Origin of the sequence: Streptomyces griseocarneus (assembly GCF_014655595.1) — a bacterium.
Lineage (GTDB): Bacteria > Actinomycetota > Actinomycetes > Streptomycetales > Streptomycetaceae > Streptomyces > Streptomyces griseocarneus.
The window spans coordinates 257,803-281,828 of record NZ_BNBL01000007.1; the positions used below are offsets into that span (position 1 = coordinate 257,803).

Genomic DNA, 24,026 nt, shown 5'->3' on the forward strand with positions numbered 1-24,026 from the left:
CGGAAGGGCCCGGCCCCTCCCGCACCGGCCCCGCCCCACAACGCACCCGCCCCCACGTAAGGTGTCCCCACCAGCGCATTCGCACGAGGAGCCCGCACCATGGCCGAGCTGCACGCACACGTCGCCGCCTACCCCGTCGGACTGCGCCTCGCCGGGCGCCGGGTCGTCGTCCTGGGTGCCGGACAGGTTGCCCAGCGCCGTCTGCCCGCCCTCCTGGCCGCCGGTGCCGACGTCCTGTTGATCTCCCCCTCGGCCACCCCCTCCGTGGAGGCCATGGCCGAGGCCGGTGAACTGCGCTGGGAGCGCCGCCGCTACCGCGACGGCGACCTGGACGGCGCCTGGTACGCCCTGATCTCCACCGACGACCCCGCCGCGAACGAGGCGGCCTCCGCCGAGGCCGAGGCCCGCCGCGTCTGGGCCGTACGCAGCGACGACGCCGACGCCGCCTCCGCCTGGACCCCGGCCACCGGTCGCGCCGCGGGCGTCACGGTCGCCGTGCTCACCGGCCAGGACCCCCGCCGCTCCGCCGCCGTGCGCGACGCGGTGGTCGAGGGCCTGCGCGACGGTTCGCTCGCCGCCCCCCACCACCGCGCCCGCGTCAAGGGCGTCGCCCTCGTCGGCGGCGGGCCCGGCGACCCGGACCTGATCACCGTCCGGGGCCGCCGCCTGCTCGCCGAGGCGGACGTGGTCGTCGCCGACCGCCTGGGCCCGCGTGACCTCCTCGACGAACTTCCCCCGCACGTCGAGGTCATCGACGCGGCCAAGATCCCCTACGGCCGTTTCATGGCCCAGGAGGTCATCAACAACGCCCTGATCGAGCACGCCAAGGCCGGAAAGGCCGTGGTCCGCCTCAAGGGCGGCGACCCCTTCGTCTTCGGCCGCGGCATGGAGGAGGTCCAGGCGCTGGCCGAGCACGGCATCCCGTGCACCGTCGTCCCGGGCATCTCCAGCTCGATCAGCGTCCCGGCGGCCGCCGGAATCCCCGTCACCCACCGTGGGGTGGCACATGAGTTCACGGTGGTCAGCGGCCACGTGGCGCCCGACGACCCGCGCTCGCTGGTCGACTGGGAGGCGCTCGCCCGCCTGCGCGGCACGCTGGTCCTGCTGATGTCGGTGGAGAACATCGCCGCGATCGCGGCGACGCTGATCCGGCACGGCCGCCCCGCCGCCACGCCCGTGGCGGTGGTGCAGGAGGGAACCACCGCCGCCCAGCGCCGCGTGGACGCGACCCTGGAGACCGTGGGGGAGAGGACGGCGGCGGAGGGCATACGCCCGCCGGCGGTCATCGTGATCGGCGAGGTAGTAACGACGGCCCAGACGCTCAACGGCTGACCACCCCCGGCCCCCCGGGACCACCCGCCACACCGAACCAGGACACAAGCATGGCCGACCTCATCACCATCGACGACCCCGACGACCCCCGCCTGCACGACTACACCGGCCTGACGGACGTCGAGCTGCGCCGCCGCCGCGAGCCCGAGGAGGGGCTGTTCATCGCGGAGGGCGAGAAGGTGATCCGCCGCGCCGGGCAGGCCGGCTACGAGATGCGGTCCATGCTGCTGACGGCCAAGTGGGTCGAGGTGATGCGGGACGTCATCGAGGAGAGCACGGCCCCCGTCTACGCCGTGACCCCGGACCTCGCGGAGCGGGTGACGGGCTATCACGTCCACCGCGGCGCGCTCGCCTCCATGCGGCGCAAGCCGCTGCCCGAGGCCGGTGAGCTGCTGCGTTCCGCACGCCGGGTGGCCGTGCTGGAGGGCCTGGTGGACCACACCAACATCGGCGCGATCTTCCGCAGCGCGGCGGCGCTCGGCATGGACGCGGTCCTGCTCTCCCCGGACTGCGCCGACCCGCTCTACCGCCGCTCGGTGAAGGTCTCCATGGGTGCGGTGTTCTCCGTCCCCTACGCCCGCCTGGACAGCTGGCCGGCCGATCTGGAGGCGGTGCGCGAGGCGGGATTCGGCCTGCTCGCCCTCACCCCGCACGAGAAGGCCACGTCCATGGACGAGGCGGCCCCGCACCGCCTGGAGCGGGTGGCGCTCATGCTGGGCGCGGAAGGTGACGGCCTGTCCGACCGCGCGCTGCGCGCGGCCGACCAATGGGTCCGCATCCCGATGGCGCACGGAGTCGACTCGCTCAACGTGGGCGCGGCGGCGGCGGTGGCGTTCTACGCGGTGACAACGGGCCGCCCGACGGCGTAGGGCTGTCCGCCCGCTAGCGGCCGGTCTCCCGGCCCCCGAAACCGCCGGCGCCCGAAACCTCCGGAACCCCCACCGCCTCCGGCGCAAGCGCCGCTTCCGGCACAAGCGGCGCAACAGAAGCCCCCGGCAGCTCCCCAGAACTGCGAGCCGGCCCCTGGCACCCCTGCGCGGCCGCGATCCCGAGCGCGACCAGCAGCGTCACGACGACGAAGACGATGAGCCGCTGCCGCAGCAGCTTCCGGTCCGGCCCCGGGCGCCGCGGCCCGGCCCCCGGGCGCGTACGGGCGCCGGTACGGGCCCCGGTGCGGGAGGTGTTCCGGTCCCGTGCCCCGCCCTGCCGCGCCCCCGCGAGCCCACGCCGGTCGATCGCCGTCGGCCCGGGCGCCGGCACGCCGTGCGGGGCGTGCGAGGCATGCGGGGTGTGCGAGGCGTGCGGGGCATCGATTCCCGCTCCCGCGCGGTGGGGCCGCGGCGTGGGCGCGCTGCCCGGCCGCCGTTCGGTGCGCTGCCGCTCGTACTCCGCGGCACGCCGCGCCGACGGCCGGTCCGGCTCGCGGCGCGGGGACGGCGGACGGCCCTCGGCAAGCCCGTGCGCCTCGCGCGCCGCGATCTCCTTCAGCCGCAGCGAGAGCTGCAGGGTGCTGGGCCGCTCCTCCGGGTCCTTGGCCAGGCAGGCGTGGATGAGCGGGGCCAGCGCGTCCGGCACGCCCATGAGCTGCGGCTCCTCGTGCACGACGCGGTAGAGCATGACCTCCGAACTGCCCTGCCCGAACGGAGAGTCGGCCGTCGAGGCGTAGGCCAGCGTGGCGCCCAGCGCGAAGACGTCCGTCGCGGGGGTCACGGCGGCGCCGCGCACCTGCTCGGGGGCCAGGAAGCCGGGGGAGCCCACGGCCGTGCCCACGTGGGTCAGCGTGCTGGCCCCGGTGGCCCAGGCGATGCCGAAGTCGATGATGCGGGGGCCCTTGGGGGAGAGCAGGATGTTCGACGGCTTGAGGTCCCGGTGCACGACGCCGGCGTCGTGCACCGCCAGCAGTCCTTCCGCCAACGCCGCCCCGATGGAGGCGGTCTGAGCGGCCGACAGGGGCCCTTCCTCGTTCACCTTGTCGTGCAGGGAGGGCCCCGGCACGTACTGTGTGGCGAACCACGGCCGGTCCGCCTCCAGGTCGGCGGCCACCAGCCGCGCCGTACAGCCCCCGCGGATGCGCCGGGCGGCGGAGACCTCGCGGGCGAAGCGGGAGCGGAACTCCTGGTCCTCGGCGAGGTCCGGACGGATGACCTTCAGCGCCACGCGCTGCCCGCGCCGGTCGGAGCCCAGGTAGACCACGCCCATGCCGCCCGCGCCCAGCCTGCGGTGCAGCCGGAAGGAGCCGACGACACGCGGGTCCTCGCGCCGGAGCCGCATCATCGTCATGTTCGTCCCCTACCTCCGGTGGGGCTGCCCCACATCGCTGCCCTTCGGCCGTCCGGCCCCTTGGTCGGCCGTCAGGCCCCGTTGGCCGCCCGGCCTCTGACGTGGCACAGCTTACGGATTGACGGACGGTCGCGCTGCGAGGCCGCGCATGCGTCGGCAAGTGGATTGTCGGTGCCGCGCGGGACGCCCGAAGCGCGGGCGCGGGGCGTCGGAATCCCGCCACCGGCCCCGGACCGGCGGCTCAAGGGGCCGCAGCGAAAGGGGGATTGGCGCCGTGAGGGGGCACCGGGCGGAGAGCGTCGCGGATGCGGGGAGCACGACTCGAACGTATGAAGTGATGGCGGGCCGGGCCGTCCGGAGGGCGGAGGCGGCCGCCCGCCGGGGCGTGGTGGAAGTGAGCGAAGTCACCCGGGGCGGGGCGTCGCGGACGGGCGCGTGGACGGACGGGAGGGGCGTCCCCTCGGGGAGGACCCCAAGGCGCGGGGGTGGGGTCTCCACCCATGGGAGTAGCTCCGGGGGTGGAGCCTCATCCTCGCGGAGAACCGTCAAGCGGTACGAGGGCATGACGCCCGGCGGCGGTCCCGCACCTAGTGTTGAAGGCAAGCGGCGGGCGCGAACACTCGTCCCCCGAGGTCAGGTGCCCGCCGCCCCCAAGCAGGCGACACACCGGGCGAACGTGCAGAGCGGGATCCCGGGACCACGAGCGGGCGGGAAGGAGAGGACCGATGGCGCACTACGCGGAACGCCCCGGCGGCCGGGCGCGGACCCGGCAGCAGGTGGACGTCTTCGGGCAGCGCCCGTCCTCCACTCGCCACCCGCTCGTCGCGGCGGCCATGGTGCTGCCGCTGGCGGCCCTTCTGGCCGTCGTCTTCGGCGGCTGGGATGCCGTCGTCACACAAGCGTCGTCCGTGGCCGGGATGCTGGGGCGCTGAGGCGCCCCGGGCCCGGGAGAGCGGCCCGGGCCGGGAACGGCATGACCCCGTGGGGACGGGGGTGCGGCGGACGGCACGAGGGGCCGGGCACCTGGGGAGGTGCCCGGCCCCTCGCGTTTCCCCGCACTTCGTCCGTACGCAAAAGACCGGTGGCCGGAGCTCTGGGAGCCCCGGCCACCGGCCATGGGATGGTGCGCGATACTGGGATTGAACCAGTGACCTCTTCCGTGTCAGGGAAGCGCTCTCCCGCTGAGCTAATCGCGCGGGAAGATCCGTACGGATCTTGGTGGACGATACTGGGATTGAACCAGTGACCTCTTCCGTGTCAGGGAAGCGCTCTCCCGCTGAGCTAATCGTCCGGGTCGTGCTGCGTGCGCGATACTGGGATTGAACCAGTGACCTCTTCCGTGTCAGGGAAGCGCTCTCCCGCTGAGCTAATCGCGCGGGAAGATCCATGCGGATCTTGGTGGACGATACTGGGATTGAACCAGTGACCTCTTCCGTGTCAGGGAAGCGCTCTCCCGCTGAGCTAATCGTCCTTGGAGGTGGAGACGGGATTTGAACCCGTGTAGACGGCTTTGCAGGCCGTTGCCTCGCCTCTCGGCCACTCCACCAGGAGTGCGGGGGTTCGGGAAGATCCCCCTACTCGAGCGGACAACGAGACTCGAACTCGCGACATCCACCTTGGCAAGGTGGTGCTCTACCAACTGAGCTATGTCCGCAGGTGCCTCCCCCGGATCGCCCGGGAGCTGCTCCGCCGTTTCGCTTCCGCGTCCCGGCGACGTGTTGAACTTTAGCGGATTCCGGCGCCAGCTCAAATTCCGTTTGCCCAGCGTGCTGCGCTGATCCCGCGCGAGGGCCGGTCCAGGACCCCCGCGCCATAGACTCGATGACGTGCAGAGCCTCCCTCCGACGTCCTCCCCGATGGCCCGCTTCGGCGGCCTGATCGCCACTGACCTGCGCGATGTCACCAGTGACCCGGCCGCCCTGGAGTCCGCCGGCTGGTGGGCCGTCGTCGCCGATTTCGAGGGCGGGCTGACGTGCGCGCGCTTCGGCGACGTCCGCCCCGCGCCCGCGCCCGTCCCGGTCCCCGGCCGCTGGCGGGGCCCGGCGCCCGAGGACTGGACCAGCTCCCTGGACCGCGACGCCTATGTCGCGGGGGTGCGGCGCGTACGCGAGCACATAGCCGCCGGCGAGGTCTACCAGGCCAATCTCTGCCGCGTCCTGAGCGCGCCCCTGCCCGACCCGGACGCCGCCGACGTGGACGCCCTGACCGCGCTGCTCGCCCGGGGCAACCCCGCCCCCTATGCCGGAACGGTTCGCCTGCCCGCGCACGGGGTGGAGGTGGCCACCGCCTCGCCCGAGCTCTACCTGCGCCGCTCCGGCCGCACCGTGGAGTCCGGACCCATCAAGGGGACCGGCCGCACCGCCGAGGACCTGCTGGAGAAGGACCACGCCGAGAACGTGATGATCGTGGACCTGGTCCGCAACGACCTCGGCCGCGTCTGCGCCACCGGCTCCGTGACCGTCCCCGCGCTCTGCGCGGTCGAGCCGCACCCCGGCCTGGTCCACCTCGTCTCCACCGTCCGCGGGCAGCTCGCCGCCGACGCCGGCTGGGCCGAGCTGTTCGACGCGACCTTCCCGCCCGGCTCCGTGACCGGCGCCCCCAAGGCCAGCGCCCTGGACATCATCGGCTCCCTGGAGCCCGCCCCGCGCGGCCCCTACTGCGGAGGCATCGGCTGGGTCGACGCCGACCGGGGCACCGGCGAGCTGGCCGTCGGCATCCGCACCTTCTGGATCGACCGCGCCGCCCCCGGCGGACCGGTGCTGCGCTTCGGCACCGGAGCCGGCATCACGTGGGGATCCGACCCGGAGCGCGAGTGGGCCGAGACCGAGCTCAAGGCGTCCCGGCTGCTCGCGATAGCGTCGGGAACACACCGGCCGCTTGAAGGGACGAAACGGTGAGTATCTGGCTCAACGGGGCGCTGCGCGATGCCGACAGCGCCCATGTCTCCGTCTTCGACCACGGCCTGACGGTCGGCGACGGCGTCTTCGAAACGCTCAAGACCACGGCCGGCCGGCCCTTCGCCATGACCCGCCACCTGGCCCGGCTCGCCCGCAGCGCCCAGGGCCTCGGCCTGCCCGAGCCCGACCTGGACGAGGTGCGGCACGCCTGCGCCGCCGTCCTCGAGGCCAACCCCATGCCGCTCGGCCGGCTGCGGATCACCTACACCGGAGGGCTCTCCCCGCTGGGCTCGGACCGCGGCACCGCCGGCCCCACCCTCGCCGTGGCCCTCAGCGAGACCACCCGGCGCGCCGACACCACGGCCGTCGTCACCGTGCCCTGGACCCGCAACGAGCGCGGCGCCCTCGCCGGCCTGAAGTCCACCTCGTACGCCGAGAACGTCGTCGCCCTCGAGCGGGCCCGGCAGCAGGGCGCCACCGAGGCGCTGTTCGCCAACACCGTCGGCGCGCTCTGCGAGGGCACCGGATCCAACGTCTTCGTCGTCCTCGACGGCGAGCTGCACACCCCGCCCGTCGCCTCCGGCTGCCTGCCCGGCATCACCCGCGCCCTCGTCCTGGAATGGACCGGCGCCCACGAGAGCGACCTGCCCCTCGAGGTCCTGGACCGCGCCGAGGAGATCTTCCTGACCTCCAGCCTCCGCGACGTCCAGGCCGTCCACGCCCTCGACGGCCGCCAACTGCCCGGCGCGCCCGGCCCGGTGACCGCCAAGGCGATGCGGGTGTTCGACGAGCGCGCGGCCGCGGACATCGATCCGTAAACCCCGTGACGGGGCGCCGCCGGGCCGGTACAACGTCAAGGGTGACCACCACCCTGCGGCCCACCGCACCCGAGCAGCGCACCGCCGACGGCGGCCGGTCCCGTTCGTACGAGGTGTGCGTCAACAGCCGGCGCGTCGGCACGGTCGACATCTCCACCGAACCCCGCTTCGGGCCGACCGTCGGCAGGATCGCCCACCTCGTCATCAACGAACGCGACCGGCACCGCGGCCGCGCCACGGTCGCCGCGCTCGCCGCCGAGGAGGTGCTGCGCGGCTGGGGCTGCACGCAGATCGTGGTGGGCGTCCCCGCGAGCGCGACGACCGCCCTGGCCCTGGCCGGAGCGCTCGGCTACACCGAGCGCAGCCGCAACATGTCCAAGCCGCTGGCCGCCGCCCCCGCGCTGCCCGCCGGCAGCACCCCCCGCCCCATGGACGAGGCGGAGTTCCGCCGCTGGCTGGCCCGCTCCCGGCAGCGCTACGTCCGCGAGTGGACGGACCGGGGCGTGCCGCCCGCGCTGGCCGAGGCCAAGGCCGAGCGCGACCACGAGGGGGTGCTGGGGCAGGGCCTGGCCACGCCGGGCACCACCCTCGCCGTCCTGGCCCACGACGGCGAGGACGTCGGCACCCTGTGGGTGGGCTCGCACGCCGACGGCGTCTTCGTCTTCGACGTCGAGGTCGGCGAGGCCCACCGGGGCCGCGGGCACGGCCGCACCCTGATGCTCCTCGCCGAGCGCGAGGCCCTGGCGGCGGGCGCGGCCGCGCTCGGGCTCAACGTCTTCGCCGGGAACACCCCGGCCCTGCGGCTGTACGAATCGCTCGGCTACCGGCCGACCGTCTTCCACCTGTACAAACCGCTGCTCTAGGCCGCCGGGCCGCGCCGCCGGCGGGCCGCGCCGCCGCCGGGCCTCGGCCGTCAGCCCGCGAGCAGCCGGTCGGCGATCTCCTCGATCCGCTCCCGCAGGCCCTCCTGGCTCTTGCCGCCGTCCAGCCGCTCGCCGTCGATGACGTACGTGGGCGTCCCCGTCACGCCGATCGCCTTGCCCTCGGCCTGGTCGGCGTCGACGATCAGCATGTGCCGCCCGTCGATCAGCGCGGTGTCCACCTCCTCGGTGTCCAGCCCCAGCTCGCCCGCCGACTCCACGAGCAGCCGCTCGCCCCGGGCGCCGAGGTCCGCGGTGCGCTCCAGCAGGGCCTCGGCGTACGGCCACGCCTTCCCCTGCTCCGCCGCCTCCTCGGCGGCCTGCGCCGCGGCGTAGGCGTGCTTGTGCTTCTCCAGCGGGAAGTGCCGCAGCCGGATCTCCAGCCGGTCGCCGTAGCGGGCGCGCAGGGCGCGCACGTCGTCGAGGGCCTTGTGGCAGTCGGGGCACTGCAGGTCGCACCAGACGTCGAGGGTGGCGCGGACGGTGTCGGTATCGCTCATGGGGCCAGTCTCCCAGCCCCGCCGCATGGGTGTGATCCCCTACCTGGGGAGGAGGCGGGTGGGGGACGGACCCGGAGTTCTCCCCGACAACCGGGCCGGTCGTGGCATGTCCGGCGCCGCGCGGTGCACGATGGAGGCGAGGAGACCGTCACCGGCAGGAGGCCCCGGATGCTGACCTCGACCGTATGCGCCGCCGTGTCCGCGGCCGGCCTGGGCATCGCCCTGCTGACGGCCTACCGCAGGCGCTTCCTGGCCGCGGCCAGGATCGCCGCCTGGTCGCTGGTGCCCCTCGGGCTGGTGATGACGGGGATCGTGGAGTGGCTGACGGACATCGTGTTCAAGCCCACCGTCTGGGCCGGCTTCGGCGTGCTCGCGCTCTCCGCCGTGCTGTTCCTGATCACCCGGACCGTCGAGCGCCGCCGCGCCGGAGGCCGCCGCGGGCGCCGCGAGGCCGCGGCTGCCGGGCGGCCCGGAGCCGTGGCCCCGGCCGCCTCCGCGCCCTCGCTCGGCCCCGCCCGCGCCAAGGGCCCCCGGCACGCCGGGACGAAGCCCCCGGCCGGCGACGCAGAGGACTTCTCGGACATCGAGGCGATCCTCAAGAAGCACGGGATCTGACGAACTCCCCCTGGCGGTTGGCGTGTTGGTGAGCGGGCGGCCCCGCCGCTGCGCCATCATCTGTCGGAGATGAACGACGAACCACCGGCCCAGATCACCGACGAGCCGCGCGGCTGCCTGTTCGCGCTGTCCCAACCGCCGCTGATGTTCTTTCTCGCCTTCGTCGCCACGCTGGTCCTGCTGACCGCCGTGCACGACCTCTACCGCTGGTGACGCCGCCGGCCCGGCGGTCGTCAGTCCGCGGCCCCCCGGCGGCGCGCCCGGTACGCGGCCACGTGCAGCCGGTTCCCGCAGGTGCGCCCGTCGCAGTAGCGGCGCGAGCGGTTGCGCGAGAGGTCGACGAAGGCCCGCCCGCAGTCCGGCGCCGCGCACCGCCGCAGCCGCTCTCGCTCGCCCTCCACGAGCAGGAACGCCAGCGCCATGCCGCCGTCGGCCGCCAGGTGCTCGGCGAGGGAGGCGCCGGGCGCGAAGTAGTGGACGTGCCAGTCGTAGCCGTCGTGGTCGGTCAGCCGGGGGGTGGTGCCCGCCTCGGCGACCAGCGCGTTCAGGAGCGTCGCGGCAGCCTGCGCGTCCGCGGTGTCGAACACCTGGCCGAACCGGTCGCGTATGGACCGGACGGCCGCCAGGTCCGGCTGCCGCAGGACGTCGATGCCGCTGATCTCGTGGCGCTCGACGAATCCCCGTAGCGCCGCCAGGTCGTCGAGCTCCATGTTCAGCAGGTCGACGACGGTGTCGAGCGTGCGGCGGGTGTCGTGGTTGATCAGCACGGAACGTTCGCTCCCTGGCCGGACGGACGGAGGGCGGCAGGTGTTCGACCGCGGGCAGCAGACTCTAGCGGCTCCGCAGCGCGACGGCGCCGTCCTCCGCGGTGGATCCGCGGCGACGGCGCCGTGTCGTGGTGTCCCTGTGCGGTTGTTCCGGATGTGCGGCGCGCGGCCTCCCCGAGTGGGCCGGCGCGCCCTGGTCAGCTACGGCCCGGCATCAGCTCTCGGCCAGGATGTGCGAGAGCTCGGTGTCCAGATCGAAGTGACGGTGTTCGGTGCCTGGCGGCACCGCGGCGTCGGTCCGCTTCAGGAACGACTCCAGTGCCCGCGCCGGCGCCTCCAGCAGGGCTTCGCCCTCGGGAGAGCTCAGCGCGATGCAGACGACGCCCTGGCCATGACTGCGGGACGGCCAGACGCGGACGTCGCCCGTGCCCGTGGGCCGGTGGAGGCCCTCGGCGAGCAGATCACGGGCGAAGACCCACTCGACCGTCTCTTCGGCTCCGGTGTGGAAGGTGGCGTGCACGGCATACGGATCGGCCGTGTCGTACCGCAGGCCCGCTGGTACGGGCAGTGAGGATTCGCTCGACACAACGAGGCGCAGGTGCAGCTCGCAGCTGACCGTGGTGTTCATAAGCGCCAAGGCCTTTCGCTCAGTGTGCGCTCGGGGATTCGCACGTCGGCGAAATCGACATGCCACCTACGGTGCCGTTGTAAACCCCTCTGACCGTTTTGAGGCTCTTCGGATACCTCGGACGGCCCAGCGCCCGCGCCACGCATACCGCCGAACCGGTGATGTCCGGCCCGTCGGGTACGTTGGACCTCATGAACGCGGAGAGTGACGAGCGGAGATCCGCTCCGGCGGACGGTGACGCGGAGCCCGGCGACGGCCTCGGCTCGCGGGCCCCGCACTTCATCAAGAGATCCCGGCCGCTGCACCTGAGCTGGCAGGTCGGCGTCTTCGTGGTCGGCCTCGCGGTCGTCGCCGCGGGCATCGTCATGCTGCCCCTGCCCGGCCCCGGCTGGCTGGTGATCTTCGGCGGCATGGCGATCTGGGCCACCGAGTTCGTCTGGGCCCAGCTGGTCCTGCGCTGGACCAAGCGCAAGGTCACCGAGGCGGCCCAGCGCGCCCTCGACCCCAAGGTCCGGCGGCGCAACATCATCCTCACCGTGACCGGCCTGGTGATCATCGCCGGGCTCGTGGCGCTCTACGTCACCACCCACGGCCTGAGCCTGCCCTGGAAGGCCGGCCACTGACCACCCCGGGCCCCTGACCAGGCACGGGTGGTGCGAAGCACCGTCTGACATGCGGTAATGTTTGCGGTGCGCCCGGGCGATTAGCTCAGCGGGAGAGCGCTTCGTTCACACCGAAGAGGTCACTGGTTCGATCCCAGTATCGCCCACATCCCACCGAGGGTCCGCAAGGTTCACCCCCTTGCGGACCCTCGGTTTTTCGTATGCCCTTGGTCCTCATGGCCCGCCGCCCGCGCTCCCCGCACCACTACCGCTTCCGCGACGCCTGGGTGCTCCCGGCGCCGCCCGACGCCGTCTACGCGGTGCTGGAGGCCGTCGAGGGCTATCCCTCCTGGTGGCCCCAGGTCCGCCGCGTCCACCAGGCCGACGACGTCAGCGGCACCGTCCACATCCGCTCCCTCCTGCCGTACGGGCTCACCCTCGCCGCCCGCGAGAGCCGCCGCGACCCCCGCGCCCGCGTCCTGGAGGTCGTCGTCCACGGCGACCTCGAGGGCTGGGCGCGCTGGACCGTCCTGCCCCACGGCACCGCCGGCAGCCTCGCCCGCTTCGAGCAGGACGTGGACGTGCGCAAACCCCTCATGCGGCGGCTGGCCCTCCCCGGCCGGCCCGTCTTCCGCGCCAACCACGCGTGGATGATGCGCGGCGGACGACGCGGCCTGCGCGCCCTGCTGGAGGGCCGGCCGCGGGGCGGAGCGGACGGGATTTGAAGGAGGGCCGCCGCGACCTGTATTGTTCAGTGCGTTGCCGGGGACGCCCCCGGAAACAGCCCCGGGCGATTAGCTCAGCGGGAGAGCGCTTCGTTCACACCGAAGAGGTCACTGGTTCGATCCCAGTATCGCCCACGCCCGGGAAGGCCGGTCCGTCAACTGACGGACCGGCCTTTCGCTTTGCCGGACCCCTCACGCCGCGGCGGGCATCTCCGGACGCAGCGGCCACGCCGGATCGCACTCCTCGTCCGAACCGTTGCGCGCGAACCACGCCTGCAGCCCCCGCGCCTGCGCCGCGTGCCACACCGCCTGCCGGGTGTGCAGCTCCGCCGGGCTCAGCCGCTCCAGCCGCGACGCGAAGCGCCGCCCCACCGCCCGTACGACCTCCAGCGCCGCCGTGGCGTCGGCGGCCGCGTCGTGCGCCCCCGCCAGCTCCACCCCGTACTGCGCGCACAGGTCCGTCAGCGTCCGGCGGCCCTTGCGGTAACGGTCCAGGTGCTTGTCCAGCACCCACGGATCCAGCACGCACAGCGGCGCACCGCCCAGATAGTCCGCCAGGGACGACGCCCGGTGCCGGCGCAACTCCCGGTCCAGCAGCGTCAGATCGAACGGGGCGTTCATCACCACCAGCGGCACGCCCCGCGCCGCATGGCCCGCCAGGGCCCTCGCCACCTCCTCCATCACCGGGGCCGGCCACCGGCCGTACCGCTGCAGATGGTCCTCGCTCAGACCGTGTATGGCGGTCGCCTCGGCGGGAACGGGAACCCCCGGATTCACCAGCCAACGGGTGGCCACCGGCGCGGCCCCCGCCTGCGACTGCGTCACGAAAGCCGCCGAGACGATCCGGTCCTGCTCCACGTCCACCCCGGTCGTCTCGGTGTCGAAGGCGGCCAGCGGCCCTTCGAGCCAGCACGGCATGACACAACTCCTCGCGCTTGTGCGGCACATGGCGTGTTTCCCCTCCCCGCCAGGTGATACCCGGCCATCCGAGTGCCCGAACCGCCGCCGTTTGCCGGGGAGTTCGCGTGGAGACAACACAGATGTACGACCAAAGAACCGGCGAGCCCGGAAGGTTTTTCGGACATGGCGCTCGCTCAGCCCGATCCGGCCACGCCCCACGGCCGCCGGTCGCCCGGGCACCTCCCGGCGCCCCGCGGCGGCCTCGCCGTCACCGCCTGCATGGAGACCCTCCAGGTCGGCTACCTGCACGCCGTCGCGGCCGCCGCCGGCTGCTCCCTCGCCCAGCCCTTTCCCGACAACGGCATCGACTGGCACGTCAGTCACAGCGCTCCCGGCCACACCACCGACGACGAGGTCACCATCAAGGTGCAGCTCAAGAGCACCTACCAGCTCGGCCCCCGCCCCCCGGGCGTGACCTTCGGCTTCACCCTCGACAACGACCACCTGGTCAAGCTCGCCCGCACCCCCGTCTCGGTCCACAAGATCCTCGTCGTGATGATCGTTCCGCGCACCCAGGACGACTGGCTGCGGGCCGGCCCCGACCGCCTCGAACTGCGGCACTGCTGCTACTGGACCAACCTCGCCGGCCACCCCGTCACCGGCCGGCGCAGGACCACCGTGCGGATCCCGACCTCACGCGTCTTCGACGACCGCGCACTGCGCGAGATCATGACCCGGGTCGGGGCGGGAGGGAGACCCTGATGCACCGGCCGACCGACGACCCCCCGCACCACCACCCGGACCCCGCCGTCCTCGGCGCCCTCCTCGCCCGCCACGGCTGGCGGCGGCGCGGCGGAGCACCCGGCCGCTACAACCGCTGGACACCCCCCGCCGGCCCCGGCAACGGCACCAGCCTCCTCGTACCGGTCGGCAGCGCCTTCCCCGACAGCGCCGACCTGCTCACCGAGGCGCTCGCCGCCCTCGAGCACAGCGCCGCCCCCTCCGCCCGCGAGGTCCTCATCGCGCTGCACACCCCCAGCGACGAGATCCGCTGGCACCGCGAGATCCCCGGGACCCGCGCCCCCGCAGCCGCCTGGGCCGACCAGGAACGCCTGCGCACCGGCGCCCGCGCCATGCTGCTCGCCGGAGCCCTCGCCGCCCGCACCCGGGCCGGCCACCACGGCGCCCGGCGCCGCCGGCAGGCCGAGGCCGCCCTGGCACCCCTGCTGCTCGGCCCCGCCCCCGGCGGGAGCGACCTCGCCGTCTTCCTGCCGCTGGAGGCCCCGGCCGGCACCGGCCGGGCCACGGGAGAGGGGACGGCCGACGGGGGAGACCGCCTCGCCGCCACCCTCCTGCGCGCCCTGCAGACCGCCCGCGACGCCACCGACTACCGGCGTGCCACCGGCCGGGCGGACGCCTTCGACACGGCGGTCGAGGCCGGCGTCTGCCGGGAGCTCACCGACGCAGTCGTCACCCTGACCGGCGGCTCCCAGGGCATCCGGATCACCGTGGAATGGGCCCCCGCCGCCGGCCCGCCCAAGGGGTTCGCCGCCCGCCCCGAACCCGTGGAGTTCTCACCCGGCGACCTCCCGGCCCTGCGCGAGGCCGGAGCCCGGTACGTACGCGACGAGCCCTCCGTCCCCGTCCGGGTCACCGGAGCCGTGGTGCGGCTGCGCCGCGAGACGCCGGGCGGGGCGGGTGTGGTGCGCCTGCGGGTGCTCGAGGGGGCCGACGTCACCCAGGTGCGGGTCGCCCTCGGCGGCGACGACTACCGCGTCGCGGGCCACGCCCACCTGGCAGGGCTCCCGGTCCGGGTGAGCGGGCGCCTGGAGAGCCGCGGCGGCTTCCGCCGCCTGGCCGGCGCCCACAGCGTCACCCCCGTGCCGGTGGACGAGGCGGAACGGGACGGGCTGCTGAAGTCCCTGCTCGAGGCCCCCGACGACTTCGGACCCGCGTGCGGCGGAGAATAGGGGAGGCGCCATAACCGTTTAGCGACCAGGTGGCCGGGCTCGGTACGATTCAGGCGCACAGCGACCGCTGTCGCGCCCCATAAGTCAGGAGAGACCGGTGTCAGACGTCCGTGTGATCATCCAACGCGATTCCGAGCGGGAAGAGCGCGTGGTGACGACGGGCACTACGGCCGCCGACCTCTTCGCCGGAGAGCGCACCGTCATCGCCGCGCGCATCGCGGGCGAGCTGAAGGACCTGGCGTACGCCGTCGCCGACGGCGAGGAGATCGAGCCCGTCGAGATCACCTCCGAGGACGGCCTGAACATCCTGCGCCACTCGACCGCCCACGTCATGGCCCAGGCCGTGCAGGAGCTCTTCCCCGAGGCCAAGCTGGGCATCGGCCCGCCGGTCAAGGACGGCTTCTACTACGACTTCGACGTCGAGAAGCCCTTCACTCCCGATGACCTCAAGCTCATCGAGAAGAAGATGCAGGAGATCCAGAAGCGCGGTCAGCGCTTCTCGCGCCGCGTCGTCACCGACGACGCCGCCCGCGAGGAGCTGGCCGACGAGCCGTACAAGCTCGAGCTGATCGGTCTCAAGGGCTCCGCCTCGCACGACGACGGCGCGGACGTGGAGGTGGGCGCGGGCGAGCTCACCATCTACGACAACCTGGACGCCAAGACCGGCGAGCTGTGCTGGCGCGACCTCTGCCGCGGCCCGCACCTGCCCAGCACCCGCGCCATCCCCGCGTTCAAGCTGATGCGCAACGCGTCGGCGTACTGGCGGGGCAGCGAGAAGAACCCGCAGCTCCAGCGCATCTACGGCACCGCCTGGCCGACCAAGGACGAGCTGAAGGCGCACCTGGAGTTCCTCGCCGAGGCCGAGCGGCGCGACCACCGCAAGCTGGGCGCCGAGCTCGACCTCTTCTCCTTCCCCGACGAGCTGGGCCCCGGCCTCGCGGTGTTCCACCCCAAGGGCGGCATCATCCGCAAGGAGATGGAGAACTACTCGCGCAAGCAGCACGAGGCCTCCGGCTACGAGTTCGTGAACACCCCGCACATCTCGAAGGAGCACCTCTTCGAGACCTCCGGGCACCTTCCGCACTACGCCGAGGGCATGTTCCCGCCCATCGAGTTCGACGGGCAGAACTACCGCCTCAAGGCCATGAACTGCCCGATGCACAACCTGATCTTCAAGTCGCGCGGGCGCTCGTACCGTGAGCTGCCGCTGCGGCTGTTCGAATTCGGCACGGTGTACCGGTACGAGAAGTCCGGCGTCGTCCACGGCCTGACCCGCTCGCGCGGCTTCACCCAGGACGACGCGCACATCTACTCCACCAAGGAGCAGATGCCGGAGGAGCTCGACACCCTCCTCACCTTCGTGCTCGACCTGCTGCGCGACTACGGCCTGAACGACTTCGAGCTGGAGCTCTCCACCCGCGACCCCGAGTCGGACAAGTTCATCGGCTCCGACGAGGACTGGGCGGAGGCCACCGAGGCGCTGCGCCTGGCGGCCGAGAAGCAGGGGCTGCCGCTGGTCCCGGACCCGGGCGGCGCCGCGTACTACGGCCCGAAGATCTCCGTGCAGGCGAAGGACGCGATCGGCAGGTCCTGGCAGATGTCGACCATCCAGGTCGACTTCAACCAGCCCAAGCGGTTCGGTCTCGAGTACACGGCGGCGGACGGCTCGCGCCAGCAGCCGGTCATGATCCACCGTGCGCTCTTCGGCAGCATCGAGCGGTTCTTCGGCGTGCTGCTGGAGCACTACGCGGGCGCGTTCCCGGCGTGGCTGGCCCCGGTCCAGGCGGTCGGCATCCCGATCGGCGACGCCCACGTCGAGTACCTGCAGAAGTTCGCCGAGGAGGCGAAGGAGAAGGGTCTGCGGGTCGAGGTGGACGCCTCGTCGGACCGGATGCAGAAGAAGATCCGTAACCACCAGAAGTCCAAGGTCCCGTTCATGATCATCGTCGGTGACGAGGACATGGCCGCGGGTACGGTCTCGTTCCGCTACCGCGACGGGTCGCAGGAGAACGGCATTCCGAGCGACCAGGCCATCGCGAAGATCGTTGACGTGGTGGAGCGCCGCGTTCAGGTGTGACCGGTCTCCCTGCGCAGGCGGGGGTGAGTCGGTGCCTTGCGTTCCGCTGGAGCGGAGGTAGAGGGGCGGCCCGTACGGGCCGCCCCTCGTCGCATTCGCATCCACCCCAAGGAATATGCTGACTCGCATGACGAGTGAGCCGGAGCAGCAGTTCGGGGTGGGGACGCCAGACGCCTTTCAGCGGCTTTGGACGCCTCACCGGATGGCGTACATCCAGGGTGAGGGCAAGCCCACCGGGCCCGGGGCCGACGACGGCTGTCCGTTCTGCTCGATTCCGGCCAAGAGCGACGAGGACGGGCTGATCATCGCCCGGGGCGAGCTGGTCTACGCCGTCCTGAACCTCTACCCCTACAACGGCGGCCACCTGATGGTGGTCCCGTTCCGGCACGTCGCCGACTACACGGAACTCGACGAGGCCGAGACCGCGGAGCTCGCCGCGTTCACCAAGCGGGCCATGCGTGCCCTTCGCGAGGCCTCGGGCGCGCACGGTTTCAATGTGGGCATGAACCAGGGCGGCGTCGCCGGCGCCGGCATCGCCGCCCATCTGCACCAGCACGTCGTGCCGCGCTGGGGTGGCGACACCAACTTCCTGCCCGTCATCGGTCACACCAAGGTGCTGCCGCAACTTCTCGCGGACACCCGCAAGATGCTGGCGGACGTCTGGGCGGCCGTCTAGGCCGTCGGCCGCAGTGGCAGTTCCGGTCGGATGACGACCGGACAGGACACACCCCGCCCAGAATCGGGCAAATCTCACCAATTCTTCTTAAAGAAGCTCTAATAGGACGGTGACCTTTCTTCACCGTCGTACCGTGCTGCGCGCGGCCGCCGGGAGTGCCCTGGCCGGGGCCGCCGGTGGTGCGGTCGCGGGCTGCGAGGGCGAGCGGTCGGCCGCCGAAGGGGCCCGGCAGCGCACTGCAGCGCCGACGGGCGCGTCCGGCGCGGGGCGGTCGGGGGCGGCGCGGGCGTCGGCGCCGCCCGGGCCGCCCCTGCTGCTGGCCAGGCTGCCCTCGGGGCTGCCGGCGCAGATCGACCACGGTCCCCGGCGGGGCCGTTCGGTGGCGCTCACCTTTCACGGCCGGGGCGATGCGAAGTCGGCGACCGCGTTGCTCAAGGAGGCCGAGCGGGCCGGGGCCCGGGTGACCGTACTCGCCGTCGGGGACTGGCTGGACGCCGAGCCGCGGATGGCCCGCCGGGTGCTCGACGGCGGGCATGAGCTGGGCAATCACACCATGCGGCATCTGAACATCTGCTCGATGCCCGCGAAGGCCGCCTATGCCGAGATCACCGAGTGCGCCGACCGGCTGCGCAGGCTGACGGGCGGCATCGGCCGCTGGTTCAGGCCCTCGCGCGCGCAGCGGGCGACCGATCAGGTGGTGCGGCTGGCGAGAAAGGCCGGTTACCCGCACGTCCTGTCCTACGACGTGGACTCCCTCGACTTCACCGACCCGGGCGCCGAGGTGGTCCGGCGTACCGTGTTGAACGCGGTACGGCCAGGGTCGGTCGTCAGTCTGCACTTCGGGCACGCCGGCACGGTCGCCGCGCTGCCCGCGATCCTCGACGGCCTGCACCGCCGCGGCCTGCGCGCGGTGACGACTACGGAGCTGCTGACCCGATGATCCAGTTCTCGCATCACCGTCCTCGACGTTCTCTCCCCGGTTTCCCCTTCCGTTCGCGCGGGCGACGCGGGGCCGCGTTGTTCGTCGCGGCCTGTGCGCTGCTGGCGTCGGGCTGCGGTGGCGGGGACAAGGAATCGGGCGACCGGCAGCCGGCCCGGGGCGCGCACAGCCAGGGTGCGGCGCGGGGCGTTCCGCAAGGGCTGCCGGGGATGCCGCCGCTGCTGGATCCCAACGACCTCTACGCGGCGGACCGGCCGAACGCGTTGTCGCCGGTGGTGAAGGACTTCCCGTCGCGGGTGTACGTGCCGAACACGGAGTCCGACACGGTCAGTGTCATCGACCCGGCGACGTACAAGGTGATCGAGACGATCCCGGTGGGCGAGCAGCCGCAGCACGTCGTGCCGTCGTGGGACATGAAGACGCTGTGGGTCAACAACGACCGCGGTCATACGCTCACCCCGATCGACCCGGCGACCGGGAAGAAGGGGAAGACGGTCGACGTGCACGACCCGTACAACCTCTACTTCACCCCGGACGGCAAGTACGCGGTGGTGATGGCGTCGATGGACCGGGAGCTGGTGTTCCGGGACGCGCACACGATGAAGCGGATGAAGACGGAGCATGTGAACTGCCTGGGCGTCAATCACGCCGACTTCTCGCCGGACGGGCGGTACTTCATCGTCAGTTGTGAGTTCTCGGGGGAGCTGCTGAAGGTCGACACGGCGCGGATGAAGGTGATCGGTCAGCAGAAGCTGCCGTTCGACGGGGCGATGCCGCAGGACGTGAAGATCTCCTCGGACGGCCGGACCTGGTACGTGGCGGACATGATGGCCGACGGGGTGTGGGTGCTGGACGGGGACAAGTTCACCGAGCCGTGGCTGATGCCGACGGGCAAGGGGGCGCACGGTCTGTACGTCAGCCGGGACTCGAAGTCGCTGTACATCTCCAACCGGGGCGAGGGTTCGATCTCGGTGCTGGACCTGCCGAGCCGCAAGCTGGTGAAGAAGTGGGAGCTGCCGGACGGCGGGAGTCCGGACATGGGCGGCGTGTCGGCGGACGGCAAGGTGCTGTGGCTGTCGGGGCGTTACAACAGTGAGGTGTACGCCATCGACACGACGGACGGGCACCAGATCGCGCGGATCAAGGTGGGTGACGGGCCGCACGGTCTGGCGGTCTATCCGCAGCCGGGGCGGTACTCGCTGGGCCACACCGGCATCTTCCGGTGAGGCCCGGCGCGTAGCCGCCGCCAGGTCCTAGGGCTAGGGCGTGTCCGGTGGGTCGGCACGAGCCCTAGGCGTCGTAGACGTCGACCCTGCCCGGCTTGGCGTCCTGCACGGTGCCGCTGAGGCTGCCCGCGCGGGAGGCGAACTTGGTGGTGTCGACGCCGTTCTCCTTCAGGACGCGCAGCGCCGCTTCGTGGACGACGCGCAGGACGGGCGTGGCGGCGCGCAGTGCGTCGTCGGCCATGAAGCGGTGGCGCCAGGGCTTGTCGGCCCAGGCGTGGCGGAGTCCGAAGGGCTCGGGGAGGACGAGCTTGCCGCCCCAGTACTCGAGGAGGGGCGGGTACCAGGTGAGGGGGGCGCGGGCGGCGAGCCGGACGACCTCCTTGGGTTCGACGATGGGGAGGGTGCGGGTCCAGGTCTCCCAGAACTTGATGCCCTTTTTGAAGGTCTTGGTGCGGTTCTTGGGGCGGCCGTTGAAGACGGAGTGGGTGGGGCCGAGGGCGTAGCCGGTGACCTCGATGCGCAGGGTCTTGTGCAGGACGGTGATGTTGATGAGGAGGTTGATGACGAGCTGGCCGTCCCAGAGGACGAACTGGACGCCGAGGTAGTGGCGGTCGCCGCTGCCGAAGTGCTGTTTGTCGCAGATGTCCTGGAGCTGGGCGCCCCTGACCTGGTACGAGGCGGCGTCGGTGCCGCCGGGGCGGGACACGGCTGAGGCGCCCTCGCCGATGGGGACGACGACCCAGTGCTCGACGTGGGGCGGGGTGAGGCCGCCGGTGTTGATGGGGGTGCGCTCGAGCAGCTTGAGCTGGTCGTGGACGGCGCGGGCGATGTCCCAGCTGCGGAAGGGGTTGATGTCCCGGCCGGGTTCGGTGGGGACGAGGTCCTCGGCGAGCTGCCAGCTGCCCCAGCGGGTGCCCATGCCGAGTATGCCCTTGGGGCCGGCGTAGAAGACGATGTTGCTCTGCTGCTCGGCGGAGAGCTTCTGCAGGCTCTGGCGGAGCTGTTCGGCGGCGCTCTCGCCGGGGTTGCGGGGCACGCTCTCGGGGATCTTGGCGGCGACGGCGCCGCCGTCGAGCAGTCCGGTCCAGCGGTCGCGCAGGTCCTTCGCGGTGCGCTCGCAGGCGGTCTTGGCCCAGAAGCCGCCGATGAGGGGGGCGATGACCATGGCGCGGAGGTAGAGGCCCCAGAAGCCGTGCAGCGGCGCCTTGACCATGGCGACGGTGATCACGACGGCGAGGGCGGCGAGGAGGGTGGTGCCCAGGGCGCCGGCGCGCTTGTTCTGGGCGCCGGCGAGGCTGCGGCGCAGCTGGAAGGCGCCGAGCCAGAGCAGGACGCCGGGCAGGAAGAGCAGCCCGAAGACGGCCATGATGACCGTCAGCTGGGCGTCGCGGATCTTGCGGATGCGGCTGGCGGCGAGGCAGTGCTCGACGATGACCTGGGGTTCGAGGCCGAAGGACTGGATGAGCGGCTTGCGGCCGCTGCCGAGCATGCGGGTCTGCACGGCACGGGCGAAGGCCTCGCCGAGATTGGGCTCGAAGAGTGAGATCCGGGGTTTCTTGACCTCCGAGGTGGCCCAGTCGGAGTTGGCCTTGAGGAGTTCGTCCACGGGGCCGTCGCGGTAGGCCGCCGAGGCCAGGGCCTGTGTCGCCGCGGTGCCTCCGGCACCGCCCGAAACCGGGATCTGCGCACCCGGGCTGAAGTCGTACGCGTCTCCTGCCACTGCTGCCCCCAATGCCGCGTCCGTCCGGACGCGGGCCCGCTCCCGACTGCCGCCCACGGTCTGTGTCATGGGTCGCGTGCTCAGCGTAATGGGGTGGGGTGCCGGCTGTCGTGGGAGATCGGAAAGCCGCCCGCCCCAAGTGAGTTGGGGCGGGCGGCTTGCGAACTATGAGCCGTTCTCGGTCTGTTCGCGAACGCGGTCCGCGACCTGCGGGGGCATGGGCTCGTGCCGCGCGTAGGAACGGCTGAACCGTCCCGTGCCGTGCGACAGGGAGCGCAGGTCCACCGCGTACCGGCCGATCTCGATCTCCGGCACCTCGGCGCGCACCAGCGTCCGGCCGGAGCCGGACTGCTCGGTGCCCACCACCCGGCCGCGCCGCCCGGACAGGTCGCTCATGACCGGGCCGACGTAGTCGTCGGAGACCAGGACCTGGATCTCGGCGACGGGCTCGAGGAGGTGGATGCGGGTCTCGGCGGCGGCCTCGCGCAGGGCGAGGGCGCCGGCGGTCTGGAAGGCCGCGTCCGAGGAGTCCACCGAGTGGGCCTTGCCGTCGAGGAGGGTGACCCGCACGTCGACCAGGGGGTAGCCCGCGGCGACGCCGCGGGCGGCCTGGGCCCGTACGCCCTTCTCGACCGAGGGGATGAACTGGCGGGGGACCGCGCCGCCCACGACCTTGTCGACGAACTCGATGCCGCTGCCGCCGGGCAGCGGCTCGACCTCGATCTCGCAGATGGCGTACTGGCCGTGGCCGCCGGACTGCTTGACGTGCCGGCCGCGGCCGGTGGCGCGGGAGCCGAAGGTCTCGCGGAGCGAGACCTTGTGGGGCACCACGTCGACCTGGACGCCGTAGCGGGTGCGCAGCCGCTCCAGGGCCACGTCGCGGTGGGCCTCGCCCAGGCACCACAGGACGACCTGGTGGGTGTGCGGGTTGTGCTCCAGGCGCATGGTGGGGTCCTCGGCCACCAGGCGCGCCAGGCTGTGGGAGAGCTTGTCCTCGTCCGCCTTGCTGTGGGCCTCGATGGCCACGGGCAGCAGCGGGTCGGGCATGAGCCAGGGTTCCATCAGCAGCGGGTCGTTCTTCGCGGAGAGGGTGTCCCCGGTCTCGGCGCTGGCGAGCTTGGCGACGCAGGCGATGTCGCCGGCGACGGCCTGGGACAGCTGCCGCTGCTGCTTGCCGAAGGGCTGGGACAGGGCGCCGATCCGCTCGTCGACGTCGTGGTCCTCGTGCCCGCGGTCCTCCATGCCGTGCCCGGAGACGTGCACGGTCTCGTCGGGCCGCAGGGTGCCGGAGAAGACCCGGACCAGGGAGACGCGGCCGACGTAGGGGTCCGAGGCGGTCTTGATCACCTCGGCGGCCAGCGGCCCGGCCGGATCGCACGTCAGCGGCGGGCGGGGGCTGCCGTCGGGTGTGGTGACCTCCGGCGGCGTCCGCTCGGGCGGGGTGGGGAAGCCGCCGGTGACCAGCTCCAGCAGCTCCACGGTGCCCAGCCCCTGGCGTGCGCCCTCCTGGGCGGGCGCGGCGGCCAGCACCGGGTGGAAGCTGCCCCGGGCCACGGCCCGCTCGAGATCCTCGATGAGGGTCTTGACGTCGATCTCCTCGCCGCCGAGGTAGCGGTCCATGAGGGTCTCGTCCTCGCTCTCGGCGATGATCCCCTCGATGAGGCGGTTGCGTGCCTCCTCGATCAGCGGGAGCTGGTCGTCGTCGGGCGCGGTCTCGGTCCGCGTGCCGGAGGAGTAGTCGAAGACGCGCCGGGTGAGCAGTCCGACGAGGCCGGCCACCGGCCGGTGGCCGTCGGGGCCCTCCTTTCCGTGCAGCGGGAGGTACAGGGGGAGGACGCCGTCGCCGGAGTCGCCCCCGAAGGCGGCGCGGCAGGTTTCCGTCATCTCCTCGAAGTCCGCCCGGGCCGCCTCCAGGTGGGTGACCACGATGGCGCGCGGCATGCCGACGGCCGCGCACTCCTCCCACAGCACGCGGGTCGCGCCGGCGACCCCTTCGACGCCCTCCGCCGCCGAGACGACGAAGAGGGCCGCGTCCGCCGCGCGCAGACCGGCCCTCAGCTCGCCGACGAAGTCGGCGTAGCCGGGTGTGTCCAGCAGGTTGATCTTGATCCCGGCCCATTCGACGGGCACCAGGGACAGCTGTACGGAGCGTTGCTGGCGGTGCTCGATCTCGTCGTAGTCGGACAGTGCCGCGCCGTCCTCGACCCGGCCCGCCCGGTTCACCGCGCCGGTCGCCAGGGCCAGCGCCTCGACCAGCGTCGTCTTGCCCGAGCCGCTGTGGCCGACCAGCACCACGTTCCGGATGTTGCCCGGCCGGTCGGCCGCCACTGCTCTGCCCGCGGCCCCTGGATGTGCACTCGTCTTCTCGCCCATGTGCCTCGCCTCCCGGTCGACACCTGCGGTCCTTCGAGCTTTCCACCGTGGTCACGCTGC

General features: G+C 72.7%; 23 protein-coding genes, 8 tRNA genes and 1 pseudogene. 19 read left to right on the forward strand and 13 right to left on the reverse strand.

What is annotated here, in order from left to right:
• Positions 1-99 precede the first annotated feature (99 nt).
• Together cobA and IE295_RS19815 are read left to right on the forward strand one after the other, a co-directional pair.
• A complete protein-coding gene (cobA, locus tag IE295_RS19810; RefSeq protein WP_190065034.1) occupies positions 100-1,332 on the forward strand; it encodes a uroporphyrinogen-III C-methyltransferase in 1,233 nt (410 codons plus the stop codon).
• 50 nt (positions 1,333-1,382) lie between these two features.
• Entirely contained in the window at positions 1,383-2,201 is an 819-nt protein-coding gene (locus IE295_RS19815) for a TrmH family RNA methyltransferase (RefSeq protein ID WP_190065035.1), read from the forward strand.
• A gap of 13 nt (positions 2,202-2,214) precedes the next feature.
• Here IE295_RS19815 and IE295_RS19820 read toward each other — a convergent pair whose 3' ends face one another.
• Entirely contained in the window at positions 2,215-3,612 is a 1,398-nt protein-coding gene (locus tag IE295_RS19820; RefSeq protein ID WP_190065036.1) for a serine/threonine-protein kinase, read from the reverse strand.
• A gap of 274 nt (positions 3,613-3,886) precedes the next feature.
• Here IE295_RS19820 and IE295_RS34680 point away from each other — a divergent pair.
• Together IE295_RS34680 and IE295_RS19825 are read left to right on the forward strand one after the other, a co-directional pair.
• A pseudogene (locus tag IE295_RS34680) lies at positions 3,887-4,033 on the forward strand (DUF8836 family protein); the annotation flags it as partial.
• A 304-nt stretch (positions 4,034-4,337) separates the two neighbouring features.
• Entirely contained in the window at positions 4,338-4,544 is a 207-nt protein-coding gene (locus IE295_RS19825) for a hypothetical protein (protein WP_190065037.1), read from the forward strand.
• Positions 4,545-4,733: 189 nt separating this feature from the next.
• On the opposite strand, the gene IE295_RS19830 is transcribed toward IE295_RS19825, so the two are convergent.
• The 6 genes from IE295_RS19830 to IE295_RS19855 form a co-directional block, all read right to left on the reverse strand.
• Positions 4,734-4,808: transfer RNA gene (locus IE295_RS19830), tRNA-Val, on the reverse strand.
• Positions 4,809-4,828: 20 nt separating this feature from the next.
• Positions 4,829-4,903: transfer RNA gene (locus IE295_RS19835), tRNA-Val, on the reverse strand.
• 13 nt (positions 4,904-4,916) lie between these two features.
• A tRNA-Val gene (locus tag IE295_RS19840) sits at positions 4,917-4,988 on the reverse strand.
• A 20-nt stretch (positions 4,989-5,008) separates the two neighbouring features.
• Positions 5,009-5,083 (reverse strand) — tRNA-Val (locus IE295_RS19845).
• A 1-nt stretch (position 5,084) separates the two neighbouring features.
• Positions 5,085-5,158 (reverse strand) — tRNA-Cys (locus IE295_RS19850).
• A 35-nt stretch (positions 5,159-5,193) separates the two neighbouring features.
• A tRNA-Gly gene (locus IE295_RS19855) sits at positions 5,194-5,266 on the reverse strand.
• 202 nt (positions 5,267-5,468) lie between these two features.
• Between IE295_RS19855 and IE295_RS19860 the strand changes: the two genes are divergently transcribed.
• From IE295_RS19860 to IE295_RS19870, 3 genes are read left to right on the forward strand one after another with little or no spacing between them, the layout of a single operon-like run.
• Positions 5,469-6,509 carry a chorismate-binding protein gene (locus IE295_RS19860; RefSeq protein WP_190065154.1) on the forward strand — a complete coding sequence of 347 codons (1,041 nt, stop codon included), beginning with the start codon at positions 5,469-5,471 and terminating at the stop codon, positions 6,507-6,509.
• Entirely contained in the window at positions 6,506-7,327 is an 822-nt protein-coding gene (locus IE295_RS19865) for an aminotransferase class IV (RefSeq protein ID WP_190065038.1), read from the forward strand. The genes IE295_RS19860 and IE295_RS19865 overlap by 4 nt, the downstream gene beginning before the upstream one ends.
• Positions 7,328-7,368: 41 nt before the next feature.
• Positions 7,369-8,190: a GNAT family N-acetyltransferase gene (locus IE295_RS19870; RefSeq protein ID WP_190065039.1), complete on the forward strand. Its 822-nt coding sequence runs from the start codon at positions 7,369-7,371 to the stop codon at positions 8,188-8,190.
• A gap of 50 nt (positions 8,191-8,240) precedes the next feature.
• Here the strand turns inward: IE295_RS19870 and IE295_RS19875 are convergent, their stop codons facing one another.
• Complete coding sequence (locus IE295_RS19875; protein WP_190065040.1) at positions 8,241-8,747, reverse strand: DsbA family protein; 507 nt, start codon at positions 8,745-8,747, stop codon at positions 8,241-8,243.
• Between the two features lie 168 nt (positions 8,748-8,915).
• On the opposite strand from IE295_RS19875, the gene IE295_RS19880 reads away from it, so the two are divergent.
• Positions 8,916-9,362, forward strand: a complete 447-nt coding sequence (locus tag IE295_RS19880) for a hypothetical protein (RefSeq protein WP_190065041.1) — start codon at positions 8,916-8,918, stop codon at positions 9,360-9,362.
• Positions 9,363-9,431: 69 nt separating this feature from the next.
• Positions 9,432-9,575: a hypothetical protein gene (locus tag IE295_RS19885; RefSeq protein WP_179199106.1), complete on the forward strand. Its 144-nt coding sequence runs from the start codon at positions 9,432-9,434 to the stop codon at positions 9,573-9,575.
• Positions 9,576-9,595: 20 nt separating this feature from the next.
• Here IE295_RS19885 and IE295_RS19890 read toward each other — a convergent pair whose 3' ends face one another.
• Together IE295_RS19890 and IE295_RS19895 are read right to left on the reverse strand one after the other, a co-directional pair.
• Entirely contained in the window at positions 9,596-10,129 is a 534-nt protein-coding gene (locus IE295_RS19890) for a CGNR zinc finger domain-containing protein (RefSeq protein WP_190065042.1), read from the reverse strand.
• 214 nt (positions 10,130-10,343) lie between these two features.
• Entirely contained in the window at positions 10,344-10,757 is a 414-nt protein-coding gene (locus tag IE295_RS19895; RefSeq protein WP_003959770.1) for an SsgA family sporulation/cell division regulator, read from the reverse strand.
• Between the two features lie 191 nt (positions 10,758-10,948).
• Here IE295_RS19895 and IE295_RS19900 point away from each other — a divergent pair, with 191 nt between their 5' ends.
• The 4 genes from IE295_RS19900 (at position 10,949) to IE295_RS19915 (ending at position 12,219) form a co-directional block, all read left to right on the forward strand.
• Positions 10,949-11,380, forward strand: coding sequence for a TIGR02611 family protein (locus IE295_RS19900; RefSeq protein WP_190065043.1), 432 nt, complete (start codon positions 10,949-10,951; stop codon positions 11,378-11,380).
• Between the two features lie 74 nt (positions 11,381-11,454).
• Positions 11,455-11,526, forward strand: a tRNA-Val gene (locus IE295_RS19905).
• Positions 11,527-11,580: 54 nt separating this feature from the next.
• Positions 11,581-12,084, forward strand: coding sequence for an SRPBCC family protein (locus tag IE295_RS19910; RefSeq protein WP_224323183.1), 504 nt, complete (start codon positions 11,581-11,583; stop codon positions 12,082-12,084).
• Positions 12,085-12,147: 63 nt separating this feature from the next.
• Positions 12,148-12,219, forward strand: a tRNA-Val gene (locus tag IE295_RS19915).
• 57 nt (positions 12,220-12,276) lie between these two features.
• On the opposite strand, the gene IE295_RS19920 is transcribed toward IE295_RS19915, so the two are convergent.
• Positions 12,277-13,002, reverse strand: coding sequence for a 3'-5' exonuclease (locus IE295_RS19920; RefSeq protein ID WP_190065044.1), 726 nt, complete (start codon positions 13,000-13,002; stop codon positions 12,277-12,279).
• A 165-nt stretch (positions 13,003-13,167) separates the two neighbouring features.
• On the opposite strand from IE295_RS19920, the gene IE295_RS19925 reads away from it, so the two are divergent.
• The 6 genes from IE295_RS19925 (at position 13,168) to IE295_RS19950 (ending at position 19,873) form a co-directional block, all read left to right on the forward strand.
• A complete protein-coding gene (locus IE295_RS19925) occupies positions 13,168-13,746 on the forward strand; it encodes a DUF4365 domain-containing protein (RefSeq protein ID WP_190065045.1) in 579 nt (192 codons plus the stop codon).
• Positions 13,746-14,954, forward strand: coding sequence for a hypothetical protein (locus tag IE295_RS19930; RefSeq protein WP_190065046.1), 1,209 nt, complete (start codon positions 13,746-13,748; stop codon positions 14,952-14,954). The genes IE295_RS19925 and IE295_RS19930 overlap by 1 nt, the downstream gene beginning before the upstream one ends.
• Before the next feature lie 112 nt (positions 14,955-15,066).
• Complete coding sequence (gene thrS / locus IE295_RS19935) at positions 15,067-17,031, forward strand: threonine--tRNA ligase (protein WP_190065156.1); 1,965 nt, start codon at positions 15,067-15,069, stop codon at positions 17,029-17,031.
• A 115-nt stretch (positions 17,032-17,146) separates the two neighbouring features.
• Complete coding sequence (locus IE295_RS19940; protein WP_190065047.1) at positions 17,147-17,707, forward strand: HIT family protein; 561 nt, start codon at positions 17,147-17,149, stop codon at positions 17,705-17,707.
• A gap of 109 nt (positions 17,708-17,816) precedes the next feature.
• Positions 17,817-18,647, forward strand: coding sequence for a polysaccharide deacetylase family protein (locus IE295_RS19945; RefSeq protein ID WP_224323182.1), 831 nt, complete (start codon positions 17,817-17,819; stop codon positions 18,645-18,647).
• Complete coding sequence (locus IE295_RS19950; RefSeq protein WP_224323181.1) at positions 18,644-19,873, forward strand: YVTN family beta-propeller repeat protein; 1,230 nt, start codon at positions 18,644-18,646, stop codon at positions 19,871-19,873. The genes IE295_RS19945 and IE295_RS19950 overlap by 4 nt, the downstream gene beginning before the upstream one ends.
• 64 nt (positions 19,874-19,937) lie before the next feature.
• Here the strand turns inward: IE295_RS19950 and IE295_RS19955 are convergent, their stop codons facing one another.
• Together IE295_RS19955 and IE295_RS19960 are read right to left on the reverse strand one after the other, a co-directional pair.
• Entirely contained in the window at positions 19,938-21,662 is a 1,725-nt protein-coding gene (locus tag IE295_RS19955) for an AbeC-like domain-containing protein (RefSeq protein WP_224323180.1), read from the reverse strand.
• A gap of 96 nt (positions 21,663-21,758) precedes the next feature.
• The gene (locus IE295_RS19960; RefSeq protein WP_190065049.1) at positions 21,759-23,966 is read right to left on the reverse strand and encodes an elongation factor G-like protein EF-G2; all 2,208 of its coding nucleotides are present in this window, start codon (positions 23,964-23,966) and stop codon (positions 21,759-21,761) included.
• Positions 23,967-24,026: the final 60 nt, after the last annotated feature.